The sequence below is a fragment of the Mycobacterium sp. 1245111.1 genome, from assembly GCF_001673405.1.
GTDB lineage: Bacteria > Actinomycetota > Actinomycetes > Mycobacteriales > Mycobacteriaceae > Mycobacterium.
Genome location: NZ_LZLV01000001.1, coordinates 1 through 16,217 on the forward strand (window position 1 = coordinate 1; position 16,217 = coordinate 16,217).

A 16,217-nucleotide genomic window follows, 5' to 3' on the forward strand; every position below is an offset into this window, starting at 1 on the left:
CGCGTCGGTCGTGCCGCAGTCCGTGCTGAGCATGTTCTAAGGCGCCTAACCGCCCAAGACAAAATCGGACCCCCAGCCCACCGCTGGGGGTCCGATTTGCGTTGAAATCCTCCGGTCGGCACGCGAGAAAAATATTCAACACGTGCGCAGCGATTTGGCTCAATCTCAGGTTCTCTTCAGAGTAGGCTCAGCGATCTCAAGTCACCTTGGTGGGAAGGGGGCCGCCGTGAGGGCCGCTTCGCGTGGAAGTGTTCTGGCTGCTGCGGCGATCGCAGCGACCAGTCTCGTCGTCGCGACACCGGCCATGCAGCGACCTATCCACCCGCCCGTCAGCAGCATCGAGACTCGGCTCGTCGACTACACCGATATCCCGGTGAACCTGTTCAACGACATCTTGAACATCCCGTTCAACGAGGTTCAGGGCTTCGACGTGCTCTCCAACTCGCTGTTCTTCAGCGGGGACTGGTGGGTGCCCAGCGCGGTGAACCTGTGGGGAACCGATCCCGGTGATCTGGGGCATTACATGGGCCTGCTCGACGTGTTGATCCCGTTCTCGGCGATATCGGGTCTCGACCAACCGGAGATCGACCCGGTAGCGGACGCGGCCGGGCTGGCGGGATTGGCGCAACAGATCGGCCTCTTCGCGGCGGCCGAACTTCCGGTCAGCGCTTCGTGTGACGCAGAGACCTGTTATCCGATGACGCCGCCGAACATCATCACCGGCAGCACGGGCTTTGACCGAAACATTGGTTTCCTCCAAGCCTTATTCGGTCAGGCCACCGACGCGCACAACCAGCCGTTCGGCCTCTTCTCGAACTGGTTCCAGGTCCCGTTCTCCGACTTGGCAAACGGCACCTTCACCTTCGGTAAGGACGACCCCGGCATCATCGACCCGAGCCCTGGCACCGGTCCCGACGGGATAGTGCCCGGTGGTTATGGATTCTTCGGCACCACCGATCCCACCGAGGGCAACGCCGGCTTCATGCCTTGGGAAGGTGTGACTTTCAAGCTGAACCTGCTCGGACCGTTCGAGAACTTCTTCAACAGCTTGCTTGCCGATCCGGCGAGCAACCCGATCGAGATCCCGACGATCACCGAGATCGGTCAGGCGTTCCAGAACTTCGCCGCCGGATCGGTGATCGCCTTCGACCCATTCCTCATGGGCAGCCCCGCTTGCCCGGCCCTCTGCGACATCCCGGCCAACCTGACCCAGACGGCCCTGGTCCAGGACATCCTGGCTTGGGACCCGAGCAACACGACAATTCAGGCCTGGCTGGACGGGGCCAACAACAACGCGACGCTGCTCCAACAGGAGGCCGCCGTCGCGCTGCTGCAGACCGGGCAGTTCAACCTGTCCTACGAGAACCTGCTGAACTACGACGCGCTCCTCGCCCAGATCAACCCCGAACTGCCCTACCTGTTCACCAACGACGGGATCGTCACCGACCCCAACTACGTCGAGTTCGCAAGCGGCACCGCAACGAGTCTCGATCCGGTGTACGGCGGTCTGAACTCCAACCTGGTGATCAACGACTGGTTTACGTTGCTCACCAACAACAAATGGGACCTGACGCCCCTGGAGAACATCAACACGCTGTACTACTTCTTCGACCCGGCGTCGCAAAACGTATTGGGGCCACCGTTCGAGGCCGCCGCCGAAACGGCGACCGTCACCTCCGCCGTCAACGAACTGACCACCGACCTGAGCGCGCTGCTGGCCAGCATGGGCGGAACGACCGTCGCGGACGCGCTGAGCGCAGCGCTCGCGGAGATCAGCGCTCAGATCACCGCGGACCTGGCGTCGTTCGTGCCGCAGTCCGTGCTCAGCATGTTCTGAGGTCGAAGCCCTGACCCAACAATGGGCTACTAGCCCGCCGGGTCCCAATTGTTGTTCTGCGAGAACGGGATTCGACGCCGCTGCGGTGGACGTACACCTAACGCACAGCGTTTTGGTCGGCATCTGACAGGCTGGCAGTTTCTTACGCGATCCACAGGCCACGCCTATGGGTCGGCTGGAATCTCAACTTCCTTTCACTGTATGTTCAGCTGGCATCAGAGCCGAAGGTTGTGAAGGGGGGCCGCCGTGCAGGCTGCTTCGCGCACGTACGTCCTAGCTGCCGCAGCGGTTGCGGCGACCAGTGCCGTGGTTCTTGCGCCGGCCGCTCCGAAGGCGTCGCACATTCCCGTCCGCAAGATCGAAACGCGGCTGGTCGATGCGACCGACTTCCTCAATGTCCCGATCAACCTGTTCGACGACTTCGTCAACATCCCCTACAACGAGTTCGCGGGCATCGACGTCCTCGGCAATTCGCTGCTTTTCAGTGGAGACTGGTGGGTGCCCAGTGCTACCAACATCTGGGGTACCGACCCTGGGGACCTGGGCCATTACATGGGCATCCTCGACACGCTGCTTCCGTTCGCGCCGCAGATCTCGGGACTCGGGCAGCCCGAGATCGACCCGACGCTTGATGCGAGCGGCATGGCCGGCCTGGCGCAGCAGATCGGGCTGCTGGCCGCGGCCGAATTGCCCACCAGCGCATCGTGTGACGCGGAAGCCTGCGCCCCGATGACGCCGCCGGAAGTCATCACCGGCAACACGGGTCTCGACCGCGACATCGGCTTCCTCGAGGCGCTCAGTGGACACGGCACCGACGCGAACGGTGAGCCGTTCTCGCTGTTCTCCAACTGGCTGCAGGTGCCGCTGTCGGAACTGACCAGCGGCAACTTCACCTTCACTCCAGCGACCGACCCGGGGCTGCTCGACCCGAGCCCCGATGTCGGCCCCGACGCGCCCGGAGTGACCGGTTCGTTGGGCTTCGACGGCACCACCGGCGTCGACGGCACCGGCACCGGCGAATACATGCCGTGGGCCGGGGACACATTCCAGCTCAACCTGTTTGGACCGTTTGAGAACTTCTACAACAGCCTGTTCGAAACCCCGACCGGTGGCATCGACGGCACTGGCATCGACCTTCCGAGCCTGACGGATATCGGCCAGTCGCTGCAAAACCTCACTGCCGGTGCGCTTGTCGCGTTCGACCCGTTCGTAGCGGGAAGCCCGGCCTGCCCGGCGTTGTGTGACACCCTGCCGGCCGGCACGACGCAGCTGGACTTGCTGAAAGACGTTCTCGCGCTGGATCCGTCGAACACCTCGCTGGCCAGCTACGTGGGTGACTTCGCCGACCAGAACAACGCGACGATTCCCCAAATCAACGACGCGATAGCGCTTTTGCAGACAGGGTCGTACAACTTCAGCCCGACCGAACTGGCGCAGGTCGACACCGCACTGGGCAACATCAACCCCGAGCTGCCTGCGCTCTACACGAACATGGGCATTCTGACCGACCCGAACTATCTTGCGTACCTGTCCGATCCCACGAACCCGGACCTGCTCAACTCGTCCGGCCAGCTCGTCGGCGAATACGGCGGCTACAACTACATGTTGGTCGGAGACGACCTGGTGAAGTTCATCCAGGACAGCTTCACCGGCCATGTGGACCCGACCCTGTCAACCGACCTCCAAACGTTGTTCACCGACTTCACCTTCCCGGGAGATCCGTCGGCGCTGGCGTCGCTGCTGGGCGAGGGCGCCGCGTCGACGGCGGCGGGAGCTGCCGACCCGACCGGCATGACCGCGGACCTGAGCTCGCTCTTGGCCGGCTTCGACCCAAGCGCGCTCTCGACCGACCTGACCAGCTTGCTGTCGAGCCTCGGCACCAGCGTGGGTGGGGAAGCGCTGAGCCAGATGCTCACCGACCTCAGCACGCAGTTCGCCACCGAGTTCGGCACACAGTTGGCCACCGATCTCGGCACGCTCGTACCGAGCATGTTCTAGGCACGGCCGGCGCTAGCGCAACCCCGTGGACATCACGCGGTCCCACATCCGATCGCTCAACAGCGCTCGGGCCCACACGGATGCTTTACCCGACGCGCCGACGATGTAGCGGGGCTTGGGATTTCGGGTCTTGACCACCCGGAGGACCGTGCGGGCCACGGTGTCGGCGTCGATCGTCGCCCCGGGCGTGGTGGCCAGCCGGCGCGTAGTCTCCGAGTAGCGGATCTTGAACTGGCCGTAGGGGTCGTCGTCGGGGTAGGAGTGCTCGGTCTCGAATTGTGAAGCCACGAAAGGCGTTCGAACGCCGGTGGGATCGATCAGCACGACGCGGACACCGAATTGCGCGACCTCGGCGCCCAGCGACAGCGACAGGGCCTCGACCGCGTACTTCACCGTGTGGTAGGCGCCGGCGCCGGGGCTGGTGAATCGTCCACCGGTGCTGCCGATGGTGATGATCCGGCCGCGGCCCCGCGCACGCATACCCGGCAGCACCGCCTGCGACAGCTGAAGCGTGGCAACCACATTGGTGTCGAATAGGTGCCGCAGCTCGCTCAACTGGACCTGCTCGAGCGGGCGGGCAAGCGGGTAGCCGGCGCTGTTGACCAGCACGTCGACGCCACCGTAGTCGGCGTTGATCTCGTCGACGAGTTGAGCGACGCCGGCTTCGTCGGTGACGTCGAGCGACCGTGCCTGCAAGCCCTTGGAGCGCAGGGTGTCCAGCGCTTCCGGATTACGGCCGACCGCGAAGACCGTGTAACCCTGCTTCTGCAACCGGTACGCGGTGGCTTCGCCGATGCCACTTGTCGCGCCGGTGATCAGCGCAACCGGGCTGGAATTCATCAGGCGACGGTATCAACCGCGTGCGCCGACGGCCGGGTGAGGTATCAGAAGGACAGCAGGCTGGCGGCACTCTGGAACAAGCCTGCGAGATCGGTTGCCAGGCCAGGCAAATACGCACTGAGTTCACTCGCGAACGGGCTCGTCGACGCGGCCAGGTCGGCCGTCAGCAAGTTGAGCGACGCCGCCGCGTCCTGGGCAGCCAGCGTGCTGTCAGAAAGCGCGCCCAACTGCAGGTTGGCGACGTCCGGTACGTAGGGATAGAGATCTGCGAGGCCCGCCAAATCGCTCTGCGGCAGGATGCCGAGATCGACGAGGGCCGCGATCATGCCCTGGTCGGCGCCGGCAGCCAGATAGGAATCGACGGCGGTGAAATCGATGTCGGGGGCGGTCATATCCGCGGGGGTGCTGACGTTCGCGGCGCCCGTCCAGTTGTAGCCAAGGTCGACCAGCACCCGCATGTCGGGCTGGATGTAGTCGGCATATGCCGAACCCGCGCCGGTGCCCAGGCGCAGCCCGTCCAGCAACGGAAGGTCCTGGGTCGGAATGAGGAAGTAGTCGGTGTTGCCCATGTAGCCGTCGGTCACGGGTTGCTTGACCGCATCGGCCACCGTCGACGGATCGAAATACGCCGGCCATCCGGGCAGCAGATACGGGTGAAGGTCGAAGTAGCCGTTCGAGGCGTTCAGGTCGGCGAACAGGTTGCTGTAGTACTGCGGAAAGTCGGAGGCGCCGCTGTACTCGATGCTGTAGATGTCGGTGGTGTACGGAGTGTCCACCGGAGTGGACGGAAGGTTTACCCCGAACATCCCCGGAAACCGGGTAAAAATGCCTCCGTCGGGGGTATTGAGGTCCTCGGCCAATACGAATTTCAGGCCGTTTATGTCGGTGTTCGTGGCGGCGAGATTGATCATTTCCTGGGTGATGACGGAGTTGCTCATCGAGTAGCCGGCGATGACGAGGTTGGCGTCGGGGTTTGCCGTGAGCTGTTGCTGGATCGCGGCATCCAGGTCGGCGATACCCTGCGTGAGTCCGGTGTTGTAGTCGGTCTCGGGCGTGTAGACGCTCACCGGATCGCCGAGGATGTGGTACACCGGCTGCCCGGCGAAAGGATTTGCGGGATCGACGTAGGTGCTGAGCAACTCCTGCATGTATGTCGCATCGGGCTGCGAGAGGTAGGCATGGCCGAGGACCAACGCGGTGTAGTCAGGTGTGTCGTCCGCGAAGGCCGGGGCCGCATTGAGGAGCGTCGCGCCGGCCAGCAATCCAAAGCCAAGCCCACGGGCTTTCCACGGCGCCATCGAACCCCAATTCACCACTGATCCCCCCGGTCCGCCTACAAAGTACTACCTTTGCCGCTCGCCGAAGGCGTTCTCGGCGTATGAATTTAGGCCGTGGCGCCGTCTGTCGTTTGGTGTTGCCACCGTCAGCAACGCGGGTAAGGTCAGTCCGCGTGGTCCTACCGACGCCAGCAGAAGACCGAGTGGCCGTCGTGACCGGCGCCTCGTCCGGCCTCGGCGAGGCGATGGTGCTCGAGTTGGCGCGACGTGGCTACCAACTGGTGCTGGTGGCCCGGCGGACCGGCCGCCTCCAGGAGATCGCCGACGGGTTGAGCATCAAGGCGCATGTGCTGCCGGCCGACCTGTCGAGCCGGGCCGACCGCGCCGCTCTCCCTGGGCGTGTCGACGCGCTGGGTGTAGTGCCCGACATCTTGATCAACAACGCCGGCCTGGCCGGCCGCGCTCCGGTGGCGAATTCCGTTCCCGAGCAACAACTTAACCTCGTCGAGGTCGACATCGCGGCCATCGTGGACCTGTGCAGCAGGTTCCTGCCGGGCATGGTCGAGCGGGGTCGCGGCGCCGTGCTGAACGTGTCGTCGCTGGCCGGTTTCTACCCACTACCCAGTCAGGCCACATACGGCGCAGCTAAGGCATTTGTGTTGTCCTACACGGAAAGTCTGCGCAACGAGCTGCGTGGCACCGGCGTCGTCGCGACCGCGCTGTGCCCGGGACCGGTCGACACCGACTTCGACGTCGTGGCCGGTTACAGCGCGGGGGAGCGGGCGGCGACGCTGCCGGGCTTCATGTGGAAGCCGGCCGACGAAGTCGCCCGCGCCGCAATCGACGGTTTGGATGCCGGCAAATGCCGCGTGGTTCCGGGCCGGATGAATCGACTTATCGCGGCGCTGTGTCGAATTGCGCCCCACGAACAACTGCTGCCATTACTTGCCCGGCACGCGCGAAAGAAGCTCAATTGACGCCCTGGCTAACGCGCCGCGATATACGGATTATTGGACACGGCCGGGTTCCGGTAACACGGACGGATAGGCTGACGCGGTGCTAGAGGTCATCGAAAAGGGCAGTGTCAGCGAGGCTCATCCGGTCCCGCTGCTGTTTGTCCACGGGGCCTGGCATGCCGCATGGTGCTGGGACGAGAATTTCCTCAGCTACTTCGCCGACAAGGGTTACCGTGCGGTGGCATTGAGCTTCCGTGGCCACGGCGAAAGCCCGACTGACAAGCCGCTTCGCGCGTGCTCGGTGGCCGACTACGTCGAGGACGTGCATTCGGTTGCCGAGCAGCTGCCCAGCCCGCCCGCGATCATCGGGCACTCGATGGGCGGCCTGATCGTGCAGAAGTACCTGGAGCGATACGACGCCCCGGCCGGCGTGCTGATGACGTCGATTCCTCCGCAGGGAAACCTCGGCAACGCGCTGCGCTGGATCCGGGAACGTCCGTCGGATTTCGTCAAGATGACCGTCACCGGCAAAGCGCTGCCCTATATCAATCCACCGCAGCTGGCCCGGCAGCGGTTCTTCTCGTCGCACACACCGGAAGCCGACGTCCGCAAGTACGCAGCCCGACTGCAGGAAGACAGCTCACGCATCGGCATCGACTGCCTGCTGTTGCGGCTGCCGCGGCCCAAGCGGGTGAGGGCGCCGATGCTGGTGCTCGGAGCCGACGAGGACGGCGCGCACACCCGCAAGGAAATCCTTGCTACCGCACGCGCTTATGGCACTGAGGCGGAGTTCTTCCCGGACATGGGACACAACATGATGCTCGAACCCGGCTGGGCAAATGTCGCCGAGCGGATTCACACCTGGTTCGGCACCCGCGGGCTCTGAGCCTCGTACGTCAGACCCCCTTGGCGGGAACCAATTCCAGCGGAAGGTGTTCCAGCCCACGCATCGTCGGGTTGTCCAGGTAGCGGTACTCGCCGGCTAAACGGATCTCTTCGACCCGGGGCAGCAGCTGGGAGAACACCCGGGCCCCTTCCAGCCGGGTCAGCGGCACACCCAGGCAGTAGTGCACGCCGCCGCCGAACGCCAGGTGATCGGTCGGATTGCGGTCGAGGTCGAAGGTGTCCGGGTCGGGGTAGTGACGTGGGTCGCGGTTGGCGGCGGCGAACAGCAACAGCACCCGCGCGCCAGCCGGAATCGTGTCGGCTCCCACTTTGTAGTCGCACGTCGCGGTGCGGTAAAAACCCTGCACCGGCGAGCCCATCCGCAACTGTTCCTCGACGGCCGCCGGAATCAACTCCGGGTGCGCCCGCAGCCGCGCGTACAGGTCGGGCCGCTGAGCCAACGTCAACAGCAGGCCGGACAACATGTTCGTGGTCGTCTCGCTGCCCGCGCCGATCAACATCGCGGCGCTCCAAAAGATTTCGTCGTCGGTGAGCACGTCGTCGGCGTCGGCCGGCGTCATCATCGAGATCAGGTCGTCGCCGGGATTGAGGCGTCGCTGCGCGATCAGTGGGTCGAGGCTGCGTCGCATGGCCGCGGTCGCGCTGCCGGAACGCGCCGACAGGCGCATGCCGTGCGGGGTCAACGGCGCGAAGGCGCCCGCCACCATGTCGTCCGACCAGGCCACGAACTGCGGCTGATCCTGCTGCGGGATGCCCAGCATCCTGGCGATCAACCGGGTCGGTAGCGGCTTGGCGAGGCCGTTGACGGCCTCGGTGTGACGCTCGGCTATCACGTTGTCGACGAGTTCGTCGGCGACCTCGTTGATGTTGGTCTGCCACGCCGTCATCGCCCGTGCTGTGAACGCGCGGGAGACGAACTTGCGCAGCCGGGTGTGGGCCGGCGGGTCGGCGGCGTTCATCGACGGTAGGTAGACCCGGTATCGGCTTTGGCTCTGCGCCGACGACAATTCTTCGTTGTCGCGCAACGCCTTTCGTACATCGTCGTAGCCCGCGATGATCCAGATGCTGCGTTTGCGGTTGTACCAGACGCTTGGAACGTCATCGCCGTTCAGCAACGACTGGTAACCCGGATACGGGTCGTGCATGACTTCGGCGGAAAACGGGTCGAAGTCGGTGTGGGGCGCGGTTTTCCGGCCGGTCAATGAGTAGCCGTAGGAGGTCGCCTTATCCCGCGCCACCCCCAGCGCCCCGTCGACACCGACCTTCATCAGGCTGGCGCGAAACCGCAGCCTGCGAGCCAGCGTCATGCGGACAAACCCTCTCGTGAACACCTACCGACGCAAGAGACGGGTGTCAGTCCTTCGTGAGATGGTATGCGCGGTAGTCGATTTCGCCACGCTCGAGGTCGTTGTAGAACCACGACCCGTCGACCACGGCGAACTCCCGGCCGAACTTACGCAAAAAGGCCGGCAGGCGGGTGTTGATGATCTCGTTCGATCGGGCCGAGTTCTTCTTCAGGCCGCGCAGCACCTCGTCGTTGATGACCCGGTGCGACACCTCGCGCATGCCCGAGTTGGCGAGATCAGACTCCCAGTTACCGAAGTTGTCGCGGTTGCGGAAGTCGACGTGCAGGAAGTGCCCGCCCGGGCGCAGCACGCGCTTGACCTCGCTGAGGAAGCGGTCGAAGTGCGGGTAGATATGCGAGGCCTCGACGTTGATCACCGCGTCGAAGGATTCGTCCGGGAACGGCAGGTTCTCGGCGTCGCCGTGCACGAAGCTCAGGCCCGGCACCTTGTGCCGCTCGTTGCAGAATTTGACTCCGGCCGCGTTGAAGTCGAGGCCGGTGTAGGACGCGGGCTTCAGCGTGCGGGACAGGTATGACGCGCCACCGCCGTGGCCAGAGCTGCACTCCAGCACTTTCTTGCCGGCGAGGTCGACGCCGTCCTGGGTCGCGCACTGGTGGTAGAGCTGAATGCTGTACCGGTTGGGCTCGTCGGCCGGGTCGAGAGGCAGGCCCAGTGGCGGGTCCTCCTCGTAGCCCCAGTTGAGAAACTGGACGTCGTCCTGGTTGTGCAGCCGCTTGGTCATCAGCGGGTACCAGTACCGGAAGAGTTTCTTGTACGTCGCTGTCGAACCGATGCGGTAGACGAGACTTGCGCCGACGTTGTCCAATGAAGGGCTACGAACCATGCAGGAAGTATCGCACAGTGTCGGGTGTGCTTGTTGTGGCATGCCTTTTTCGCGCTGCCGTGAAGGCGTGGCCGAAATTCACGTGGTCATGAAGCGTCGCGCAAACTCCAGACGAGTTGTGCGGCAAAGGATTTAAGCGGCGGGCACCGAAGTTGCAACGTTGGTGCGCTGCGGCTCACTGCGATAACGCGATGCGGGGCCGTTGATTCGGCAAATACGCCACATCAGCAACGCGAATGGGTTCATCAAATTCAGGTCGTCGCAGAGCATGCGGATGTCACCGAACATGTCCCGCAGCGTCTGGCGTGATTCCCCGCCGTCGGAGTACAACTCCTTGCGCACCGAGCGGGGGATGCCGAACTGGCGGAAGAACCGACGCGAGGGCACCACCATCGCCTGGCCCAGCATCCGCATCACGATCGGCACATACAGCGACAACCAGAACCGGGTGTACCACTTCAACCGCGGAACACGCCGGTGCAGATACTCATGGGCAAACGAGATGTGCCGGGCCTCTTCGGCGACGTGGATCGCAATGAGGTCCTGCATGATCGGGTGAATCGAGCGCGGCTCGGGCTCGCGCAACAGGTTCGTCTGCAGGTAGTCGAACGGCACTTCGCCGGCCAGCACGCCGAAAAAGAATGCGTTCGGCAGCGGACCCGCATAGAACGGGACGACCGGTGACAGCACCCGCAGCCAGCGCGGCATCCCGGGAACGTCGACGCCGATGCGGTTGACGATCTCCTGAAACATCAGGCTGTGGCTGCATTCCTCGATCGACTCGTGCACGCAGTAGCGATACTCGGGCGAACCGTTGGGAACCCAGAACGCGTAGTGCAGCAGCCCGCGAACCAGGATGCCCTCGAACTGCGTACCGACCTTGGCCATGTTGGCCTGGCGCCACATGCCGATCGCGACCTGCTTGTCCAGTGGCTGCGCCTGGTACCACGGGTGGCTCCCCAGCGGATCCGACGTGGACAGTACCCACCGCGGGTCGTTCGCGGTGACCGAGAAGATCGGGGCTTCCCAGTCGACGTCGGTGTAGGGATTGAAGTGGCGGACCGAGGCTTCCGAGAGTGACGTCAGCGTGGCGGCGTAATCGGTGTCATCGCTGACATCCATGTTGCGCTTGAGCCGTCTGACCACGCCGAAGAACGCGAGCAGGAGCAGCAGGCTCACCGAGAGGACGGCGCCCAGCACGATGAAGAAAATGGCCAGCGTGACCGGCAAACCGAGGCCTCCCTCCGGCTCAGCTCAGCATGCGGCTTTCTGCACATGCGCTTCATGGGGCACAGTCGGAACGGGAGCTTACCGGGTGAGGGTGAAAGACCTAGTACGGAACGGCCTCATTCTCATGTCTGTCTGTTTAGCCCCGGGTAGCTCGTGATCAGCGTGGGTGTGCCCCTCGAACAGCCAAATCCCATTAGACAGTACACACGCTCCGCCCGCGGGTTGACCCTCCGGGTCACAAAGCTACGGGATCATCACGACCGTCGCGCGCCGGGTGCGCGTTAGACCGCGCGACGGCGGCCTCGCTCGCCGTCGTTTCACCGTTCGTGCAGCAGGAAGGTACCGTTTAGAACTTATGGATGACCAGCAGTTCGATGTGATCATCGTGGGGGCGGGTTTCGGCGGTATCGGCGCTGCGATCCAGCTGAAAAGCATGGGGTACGAGAACGTGCTGATCGTTGATCGCGAAGACGATCTGGGTGGCACGTGGCACGTCAACCACTATCCCGGTCTGGCGGTCGACCAACCGTCGCCCACCTTCTCCTATCGGTTCGAGCCCAACCCGTACTGGTCGCGGATGTACGCGCCCGGCTCCGAACTCAAGAGTTACGCCGTCAACGTCGCCGAGAAGTACGACGTCCGGCGGTTCATGCGGTTCAACACCACCGTCGAGGGGGCCCGGTGGGATGAGGAGGCCCGCTTGTGGCGCCTGGCGCTAGCCGACGGCGGGACGCTGAGCACGCAATTCCTGATCGCCGCCACCGGGTTTCTGTGCCAGCCCAAGATGCCCGACATCCCGGGTATTGAGACGTTCGGTGGCCGCATCCTCCATACCGCGCAGTGGGATGACGACTTCTCCGCCGCCGGGCGCCGTGCCGCAGTCATCGGAACCGGTTCCACTGGGGTGCAGGTGGCTCCGGCGTTGGCGAAGGACGCCGCGGAGTTGACCGTGTATCAGCGCACCCCGATCTGGGTGCTACCGAAGTTCGACGTGAAGTTCTTCCAGCCGGTGCAAAGCCTTTTCGCGCGGTTCCCGGTTACCCAGCGCGCGCTGCGCTGGTATACCGACGCGATCCTGGAACTTTCGATGGTCCTCACGATGTGGAAGTTCCGGTACTTCCGGCTCTTCAACAAGGGCATCTCGCAGTTCTCCCGGCTCTACCGGATGCTGGCGGTGCGGGACAGGGAGCTGTCCCGAAAGCTGGACCCGGACTTTGACTTCGGCTGCAAGCGGCCCACCATCTCCAACGACTTCTACCAGGCTTTCACCAAACCCCATGTGCACCTGGACACCAACGGCATCGACCGGATCGAGCCCGACGGCATCGTCTCCAGGGACGGCACCAAGCGGATGATCGACACCCTGGTTCTGGCAACCGGATTCGACGTCTGGGAGGCCAACCTGCCCGCCATCGAGGTGATCGGACGTGACGGCAAGAACCTCGGAAAGTGGTGGCGCGAAACCCAATTCCAGGCTTACCAAGGTATTTCGATGCCCGGCTTCCCGAACTTCCTGTCGATGGCCAGCCCGTACGCCTGGGTGGGCCTGTCGTGGTTCAACACCGTCGAGTACCAGATGAAGCACATGGAACGGCTGTTCGGCGAAATGCAGCAGCGCCAGGCCCGCACCTTCGAGGTCACCGAAGACGCCAACGCGCGTTTCCTGGAGCGGATGACCACGCTGATGAAAGACTCTGCGTTCGAGCTCGGCAATTGCGTCAGCTCGCGGTCCTACTGGTTTCGCAACCACACCGGCAAGGGTGAGGCGCCGCTGTTCCGTCCGACCTCGGTGCGTAGCGCCGTGAAGGAGCAGGAGACCTTCCCGATGTCGGACTACGCGATCGCCTGAGCGGCGCTCAATCCTTGATGAATTGGTAGATGCGGTATTCCGCGTCACCGCTCTCGATGACGTTGTAGATCCCGGTGCCCGGCACGCCGGCGAAGTGACGGCCGAACGGCCGGAACCACTTCGGCAGCTGCGCGCTGATCAGGTCGAGCTTGTGCTGGGCGCTGGCGTCCAGTGAGCGGATCACCCCGTCGTTGATCACGCGCATGGACACCTGACGCAGCGGCATCGCGTCGAGAGCACCCTCCCAGACCGGGAATTCGGCGCGGCCGCGGAAGTCGGCGTAGAGCAGGCTGCCGCCCGGCTTCAGGACCCGGGTGACCTCCGACAGGAACTTCTCCAGGTTCGGATAGGCATGCGAGGCTTCGACATTCACGATCGCGTCAAAACTGTTGTCCGGGAACGGCAGATCCTCGGCGTTGCCGTGCACGAAGCTCAGGCCGGGCAGCTTGTGGTGTGCGTTGCAGTAGGCGACGCCGTCCGGGTTGTAGTCCAGCCCGATGTACTCGGCGGGGGAGAACGTGCGCATGATGTACGACCCGCCACCGCCGTGGCCGCAGCTGCACTCGAGCACCTTCTTGCCGGCCAGGTCGATCTGCGAGGCGACCTGGTTGTACAGGTTGATCGAGTACCGGTTGGCCGCGTCGTTCTCGTCGAGCGGAAGGTTCAGCGGCGGGTCACCCTCATAGCCGTAGTTGAGGAAGGTGACGTCCTCGGTGTTGAGCCGACGGGTCAGGAACGGGTACCAGACCTTGTTCATGAAGGCCTTGTAGCCCCGGTAGCCGATGTCGGTGACGCGTTCCTTAGTCGTAGGCATGCCGGGAAGTATGCCAGGCAAGCGTTCGTGTCAGCTGCTGCGGTCGGCGGCCGAGACCGAGTCGCGATCTTTCGCCGTAGCGTGGTGGCGACGGTAGACGACCGCGCGTGCGCCCTTGCCCGGCGCGATCGCCACCCCGCGGAAGTTGCGGCCCTCGTCGGGTGCGTCGGTAGGCGTGAAGCGGAATTCACGGAACAACGTGCGCAGCGTGATGTCCATCTCCATGTGCGCGAAAGCCGCACCCACGCAACGGTTTATACCGCCGCCGAACGGCACCCAACGGAACGACGGCGGCGGGCCGCCGAGGAACCGGTCCGGGTTGAACGCCTCCGGGTCGTCGTAGTTGACGTCCGACTCGTGGGCAAGCTGGAAGTCGATCATCACGGCGGTGTCGGGAGGAAGTACCCACTCGCCGACCCTCACCCGGGTCTTGGTGGTCCGCAATGACGCGGCGATGGTGGGCCGGACGCGCTGGATTTCGTAGATCGTGGCCGCCCGCAGTTCGGACCCGCCGGCGTCGACTTCCTCGGTCAGGCGCGTCATCACGTCGGGGTTGCGGCGCAACCGCTCGATGGCCCATGCCAATTGGGACGCGGTGGTCTCGTGACCGGCGGCGACCAGGGTAAGCAGCTCGTCGGCAATGTGGCGGTCTGAGATCGGCGAGCCATCCTCGTAACGGGCCTGCATCAGCAGCGCGAGCATGTCGGTGCGATCGGCCAGCGACGGATCCACGCGAGCCTCGGCGAGGAGTTCGTCGATCACCGCGTCGAACCGTCGACGGTAACCGGCCAGCTTGCTGCCGGGGCTCCAGGAGCCGTACTCGCGCCGCACGACCGGGGGCATCCGCTGCATCAGGGAGCCCAGCGTGATCAACGATGGGATGACGGCCTTGAGCTCGTCCAGGGCGTCGGCCCGTTCGCCGAACGTGGCGCGCATGATCGCGTTGAGCGTCAGCCGGGTCATCGATTCGAGGGTCTCGAACTCTTGGCCCTCCGGCCAGTTCGCGGTTTCGCGCAGCACCTCGTCTTCGACGAGTTGTTCGTAATTCTTCACCTTCTTGCCAGAGAAGTTGGGCAGCACCAGCTTTCGGCGCTCCGAGTGCTCCTTGCCGAGCAGGCTGAACGTCGAGCCGGGGCCGAACGCCTGCCCGAGCACTTTGGTCGGCCGCTCGATCAGATCGAAGCTGGTGCTGTAGACCTCTTTGACGATGTCGCGGTCGTGGATGACGATCGTCTTCCCGAAAAGAGGCAGGTTGATCGTGAACGGGCCGCCGTAATGCCGGCTCAGCCAGGGCGCCACAGAGTACTGCAGCGACGTCAAGAAAAGCACGCTGGTGACCAGCTTGGGCAGCCGCAGCGTGGGCGGCAGCCGCACCGGATCCGTGGTGGCCGTTGCCATGTCGCCCCCCTCCTACTTATCTACCAGCACATTTCACCGTACCGGCGCGTGATCAGTCCTTGGTGAACAGATACACGCGGTAGGTGTACTCGCTGCCGCGCAGCGCGCCGTTGAAGGCCCAGTCGGTTATGTCGCTGGCGTAGCGCGCGAAGGTGCGGCTGACCGCCGAGCCGTGGTGCTGGCTGATCCGTTCCTGCTTGCGCGGGGTGTTCTTCTCGTTGCCGCGCAACACGTTCTGGTCGATGACCGACATGGAGATCTGCCGCAGCCCTGAGTTCGCCAAGTCCGACTCCCACTCGGCGACCTCCGAGCGCGGACGGAAGTCGGTGTAGAGGAAATGTCCGCCCGGCTTCAGCACGCGCTTCACCTCGCTGAGGAACTTCGGGACATCGGGGTACAGGTGAGAGGCCTCGACATTGACCAGCGCGTCGAACGACTCGTCGGCGAACGGCAGCTCCTGGGCGTTGCCCTCGACGAAATCCAGGTTGTCCAGGTGGTGCCGGTTCTTGGCGAACTCGATGCCGGCCGGGTTCAGGTCCAGTCCGGTGTAGGAGGCCGGGTGCTGAGTGCGCACCAGATATGAGGCCCCACCGCCGTGGCCGCAGCTGCATTCGAGCACCTTCTTGCCGGCCAGGTCGACCTGGGTCGCGGTGCGGTGATACAGCTGGATGAAGTAGCGGTGCGGTTCGTCGGCCTCGTCCAACGGGATGCCCATCGGTGGGTCTTCTTCGTATCCGTAGTTGAAGAACAACCAGTCATCGCCACCGAGCAGCTTCGTTTGCGAGGCGAACCGGGTGGTGGCGAATGACGTGAATATCAAACGAAAGACGAAGGGGTTTATCACGAGCCGATGAACTAGTGGGCGACGGGTCAGGCGGTTCGCGGTGGCCATCGCGGAAGTATGACAGACGCGCGACGGCGC

General features: G+C 64.1%; 13 protein-coding genes. 5 read left to right on the plus strand and 8 right to left on the minus strand.

Annotated elements, in window-relative coordinates; all coding sequences use genetic code 11:
- Positions 1 to 226 precede the first annotated feature (226 nt).
- Both A5658_RS00005 and A5658_RS00010 read left to right on the plus strand, forming a co-directional pair.
- On the plus strand, positions 227 to 1,837 hold the full coding sequence (locus A5658_RS00005; protein ID WP_156751170.1) for a hypothetical protein: 1,611 nt from the start codon (positions 227 to 229) through the stop codon (positions 1,835 to 1,837).
- A 246-nt stretch (positions 1,838 to 2,083) separates the two neighbouring features.
- Positions 2,084 to 3,835 (plus strand): hypothetical protein, encoded by a 1,752-nt coding sequence (locus A5658_RS00010; RefSeq protein ID WP_156751171.1) that lies wholly within the window; start codon positions 2,084 to 2,086, stop codon positions 3,833 to 3,835.
- A gap of 12 nt (positions 3,836 to 3,847) precedes the next feature.
- On the opposite strand, the gene A5658_RS00015 is transcribed toward A5658_RS00010, so the two are convergent.
- Positions 3,848 to 4,675 carry an SDR family NAD(P)-dependent oxidoreductase gene (locus A5658_RS00015; protein WP_067329256.1) on the minus strand — a complete coding sequence of 276 codons (828 nt, stop codon included), beginning with the start codon at positions 4,673 to 4,675 and terminating at the stop codon, positions 3,848 to 3,850.
- 44 nt (positions 4,676 to 4,719) lie between these two features.
- On the minus strand, positions 4,720 to 5,988 hold the full coding sequence (locus tag A5658_RS00020) for a PE-PPE domain-containing protein (protein ID WP_156751172.1): 1,269 nt from the start codon (positions 5,986 to 5,988) through the stop codon (positions 4,720 to 4,722).
- 137 nt (positions 5,989 to 6,125) lie between these two features.
- On the opposite strand from A5658_RS00020, the gene A5658_RS00025 reads away from it, so the two are divergent.
- Together A5658_RS00025 and A5658_RS00030 are read left to right on the plus strand one after the other, a co-directional pair.
- Positions 6,126 to 6,929 (plus strand): SDR family oxidoreductase, encoded by an 804-nt coding sequence (locus tag A5658_RS00025; protein ID WP_067329262.1) that lies wholly within the window; start codon positions 6,126 to 6,128, stop codon positions 6,927 to 6,929.
- A 79-nt stretch (positions 6,930 to 7,008) separates the two neighbouring features.
- Positions 7,009 to 7,794, plus strand: a complete 786-nt coding sequence (locus tag A5658_RS00030) for an alpha/beta hydrolase (protein ID WP_067329265.1) — start codon at positions 7,009 to 7,011, stop codon at positions 7,792 to 7,794.
- Positions 7,795 to 7,804: 10 nt separating this feature from the next.
- On the opposite strand, the gene A5658_RS00035 is transcribed toward A5658_RS00030, so the two are convergent.
- From A5658_RS00035 to A5658_RS00045, 3 genes are all read right to left on the minus strand, one after another.
- Entirely contained in the window at positions 7,805 to 9,121 is a 1,317-nt protein-coding gene (locus A5658_RS00035; RefSeq protein ID WP_067329268.1) for a cytochrome P450, read from the minus strand.
- A gap of 46 nt (positions 9,122 to 9,167) precedes the next feature.
- Positions 9,168 to 10,004: a phthiotriol/phenolphthiotriol dimycocerosates methyltransferase gene (locus A5658_RS00040; RefSeq protein ID WP_067329271.1), complete on the minus strand. Its 837-nt coding sequence runs from the start codon at positions 10,002 to 10,004 to the stop codon at positions 9,168 to 9,170.
- Positions 10,005 to 10,136: 132 nt separating this feature from the next.
- Positions 10,137 to 11,126 carry a diiron oxygenase gene (locus tag A5658_RS00045; protein WP_067329495.1) on the minus strand — a complete coding sequence of 330 codons (990 nt, stop codon included), beginning with the start codon at positions 11,124 to 11,126 and terminating at the stop codon, positions 10,137 to 10,139.
- A gap of 463 nt (positions 11,127 to 11,589) precedes the next feature.
- Here A5658_RS00045 and A5658_RS00050 point away from each other — a divergent pair, with 463 nt between their 5' ends.
- On the plus strand, positions 11,590 to 13,083 hold the full coding sequence (locus A5658_RS00050) for an NAD(P)/FAD-dependent oxidoreductase (RefSeq protein WP_067329274.1): 1,494 nt from the start codon (positions 11,590 to 11,592) through the stop codon (positions 13,081 to 13,083).
- 7 nt (positions 13,084 to 13,090) lie between these two features.
- Here A5658_RS00050 and A5658_RS00055 read toward each other — a convergent pair whose 3' ends face one another.
- Genes A5658_RS00055 through A5658_RS00065 form a run of 3 tightly spaced genes read right to left on the minus strand, consistent with a single transcriptional unit; the run spans position 13,091 to position 16,187 of the window.
- Positions 13,091 to 13,897: a phthiotriol/phenolphthiotriol dimycocerosates methyltransferase gene (locus A5658_RS00055; RefSeq protein ID WP_067329277.1), complete on the minus strand. Its 807-nt coding sequence runs from the start codon at positions 13,895 to 13,897 to the stop codon at positions 13,091 to 13,093.
- A 30-nt stretch (positions 13,898 to 13,927) separates the two neighbouring features.
- On the minus strand, positions 13,928 to 15,295 hold the full coding sequence (locus A5658_RS00060; protein WP_067329280.1) for a cytochrome P450: 1,368 nt from the start codon (positions 15,293 to 15,295) through the stop codon (positions 13,928 to 13,930).
- A gap of 52 nt (positions 15,296 to 15,347) precedes the next feature.
- On the minus strand, positions 15,348 to 16,187 hold the full coding sequence (locus tag A5658_RS00065; protein ID WP_067329283.1) for a phthiotriol/phenolphthiotriol dimycocerosates methyltransferase: 840 nt from the start codon (positions 16,185 to 16,187) through the stop codon (positions 15,348 to 15,350).
- Positions 16,188 to 16,217 lie beyond the last annotated feature (30 nt).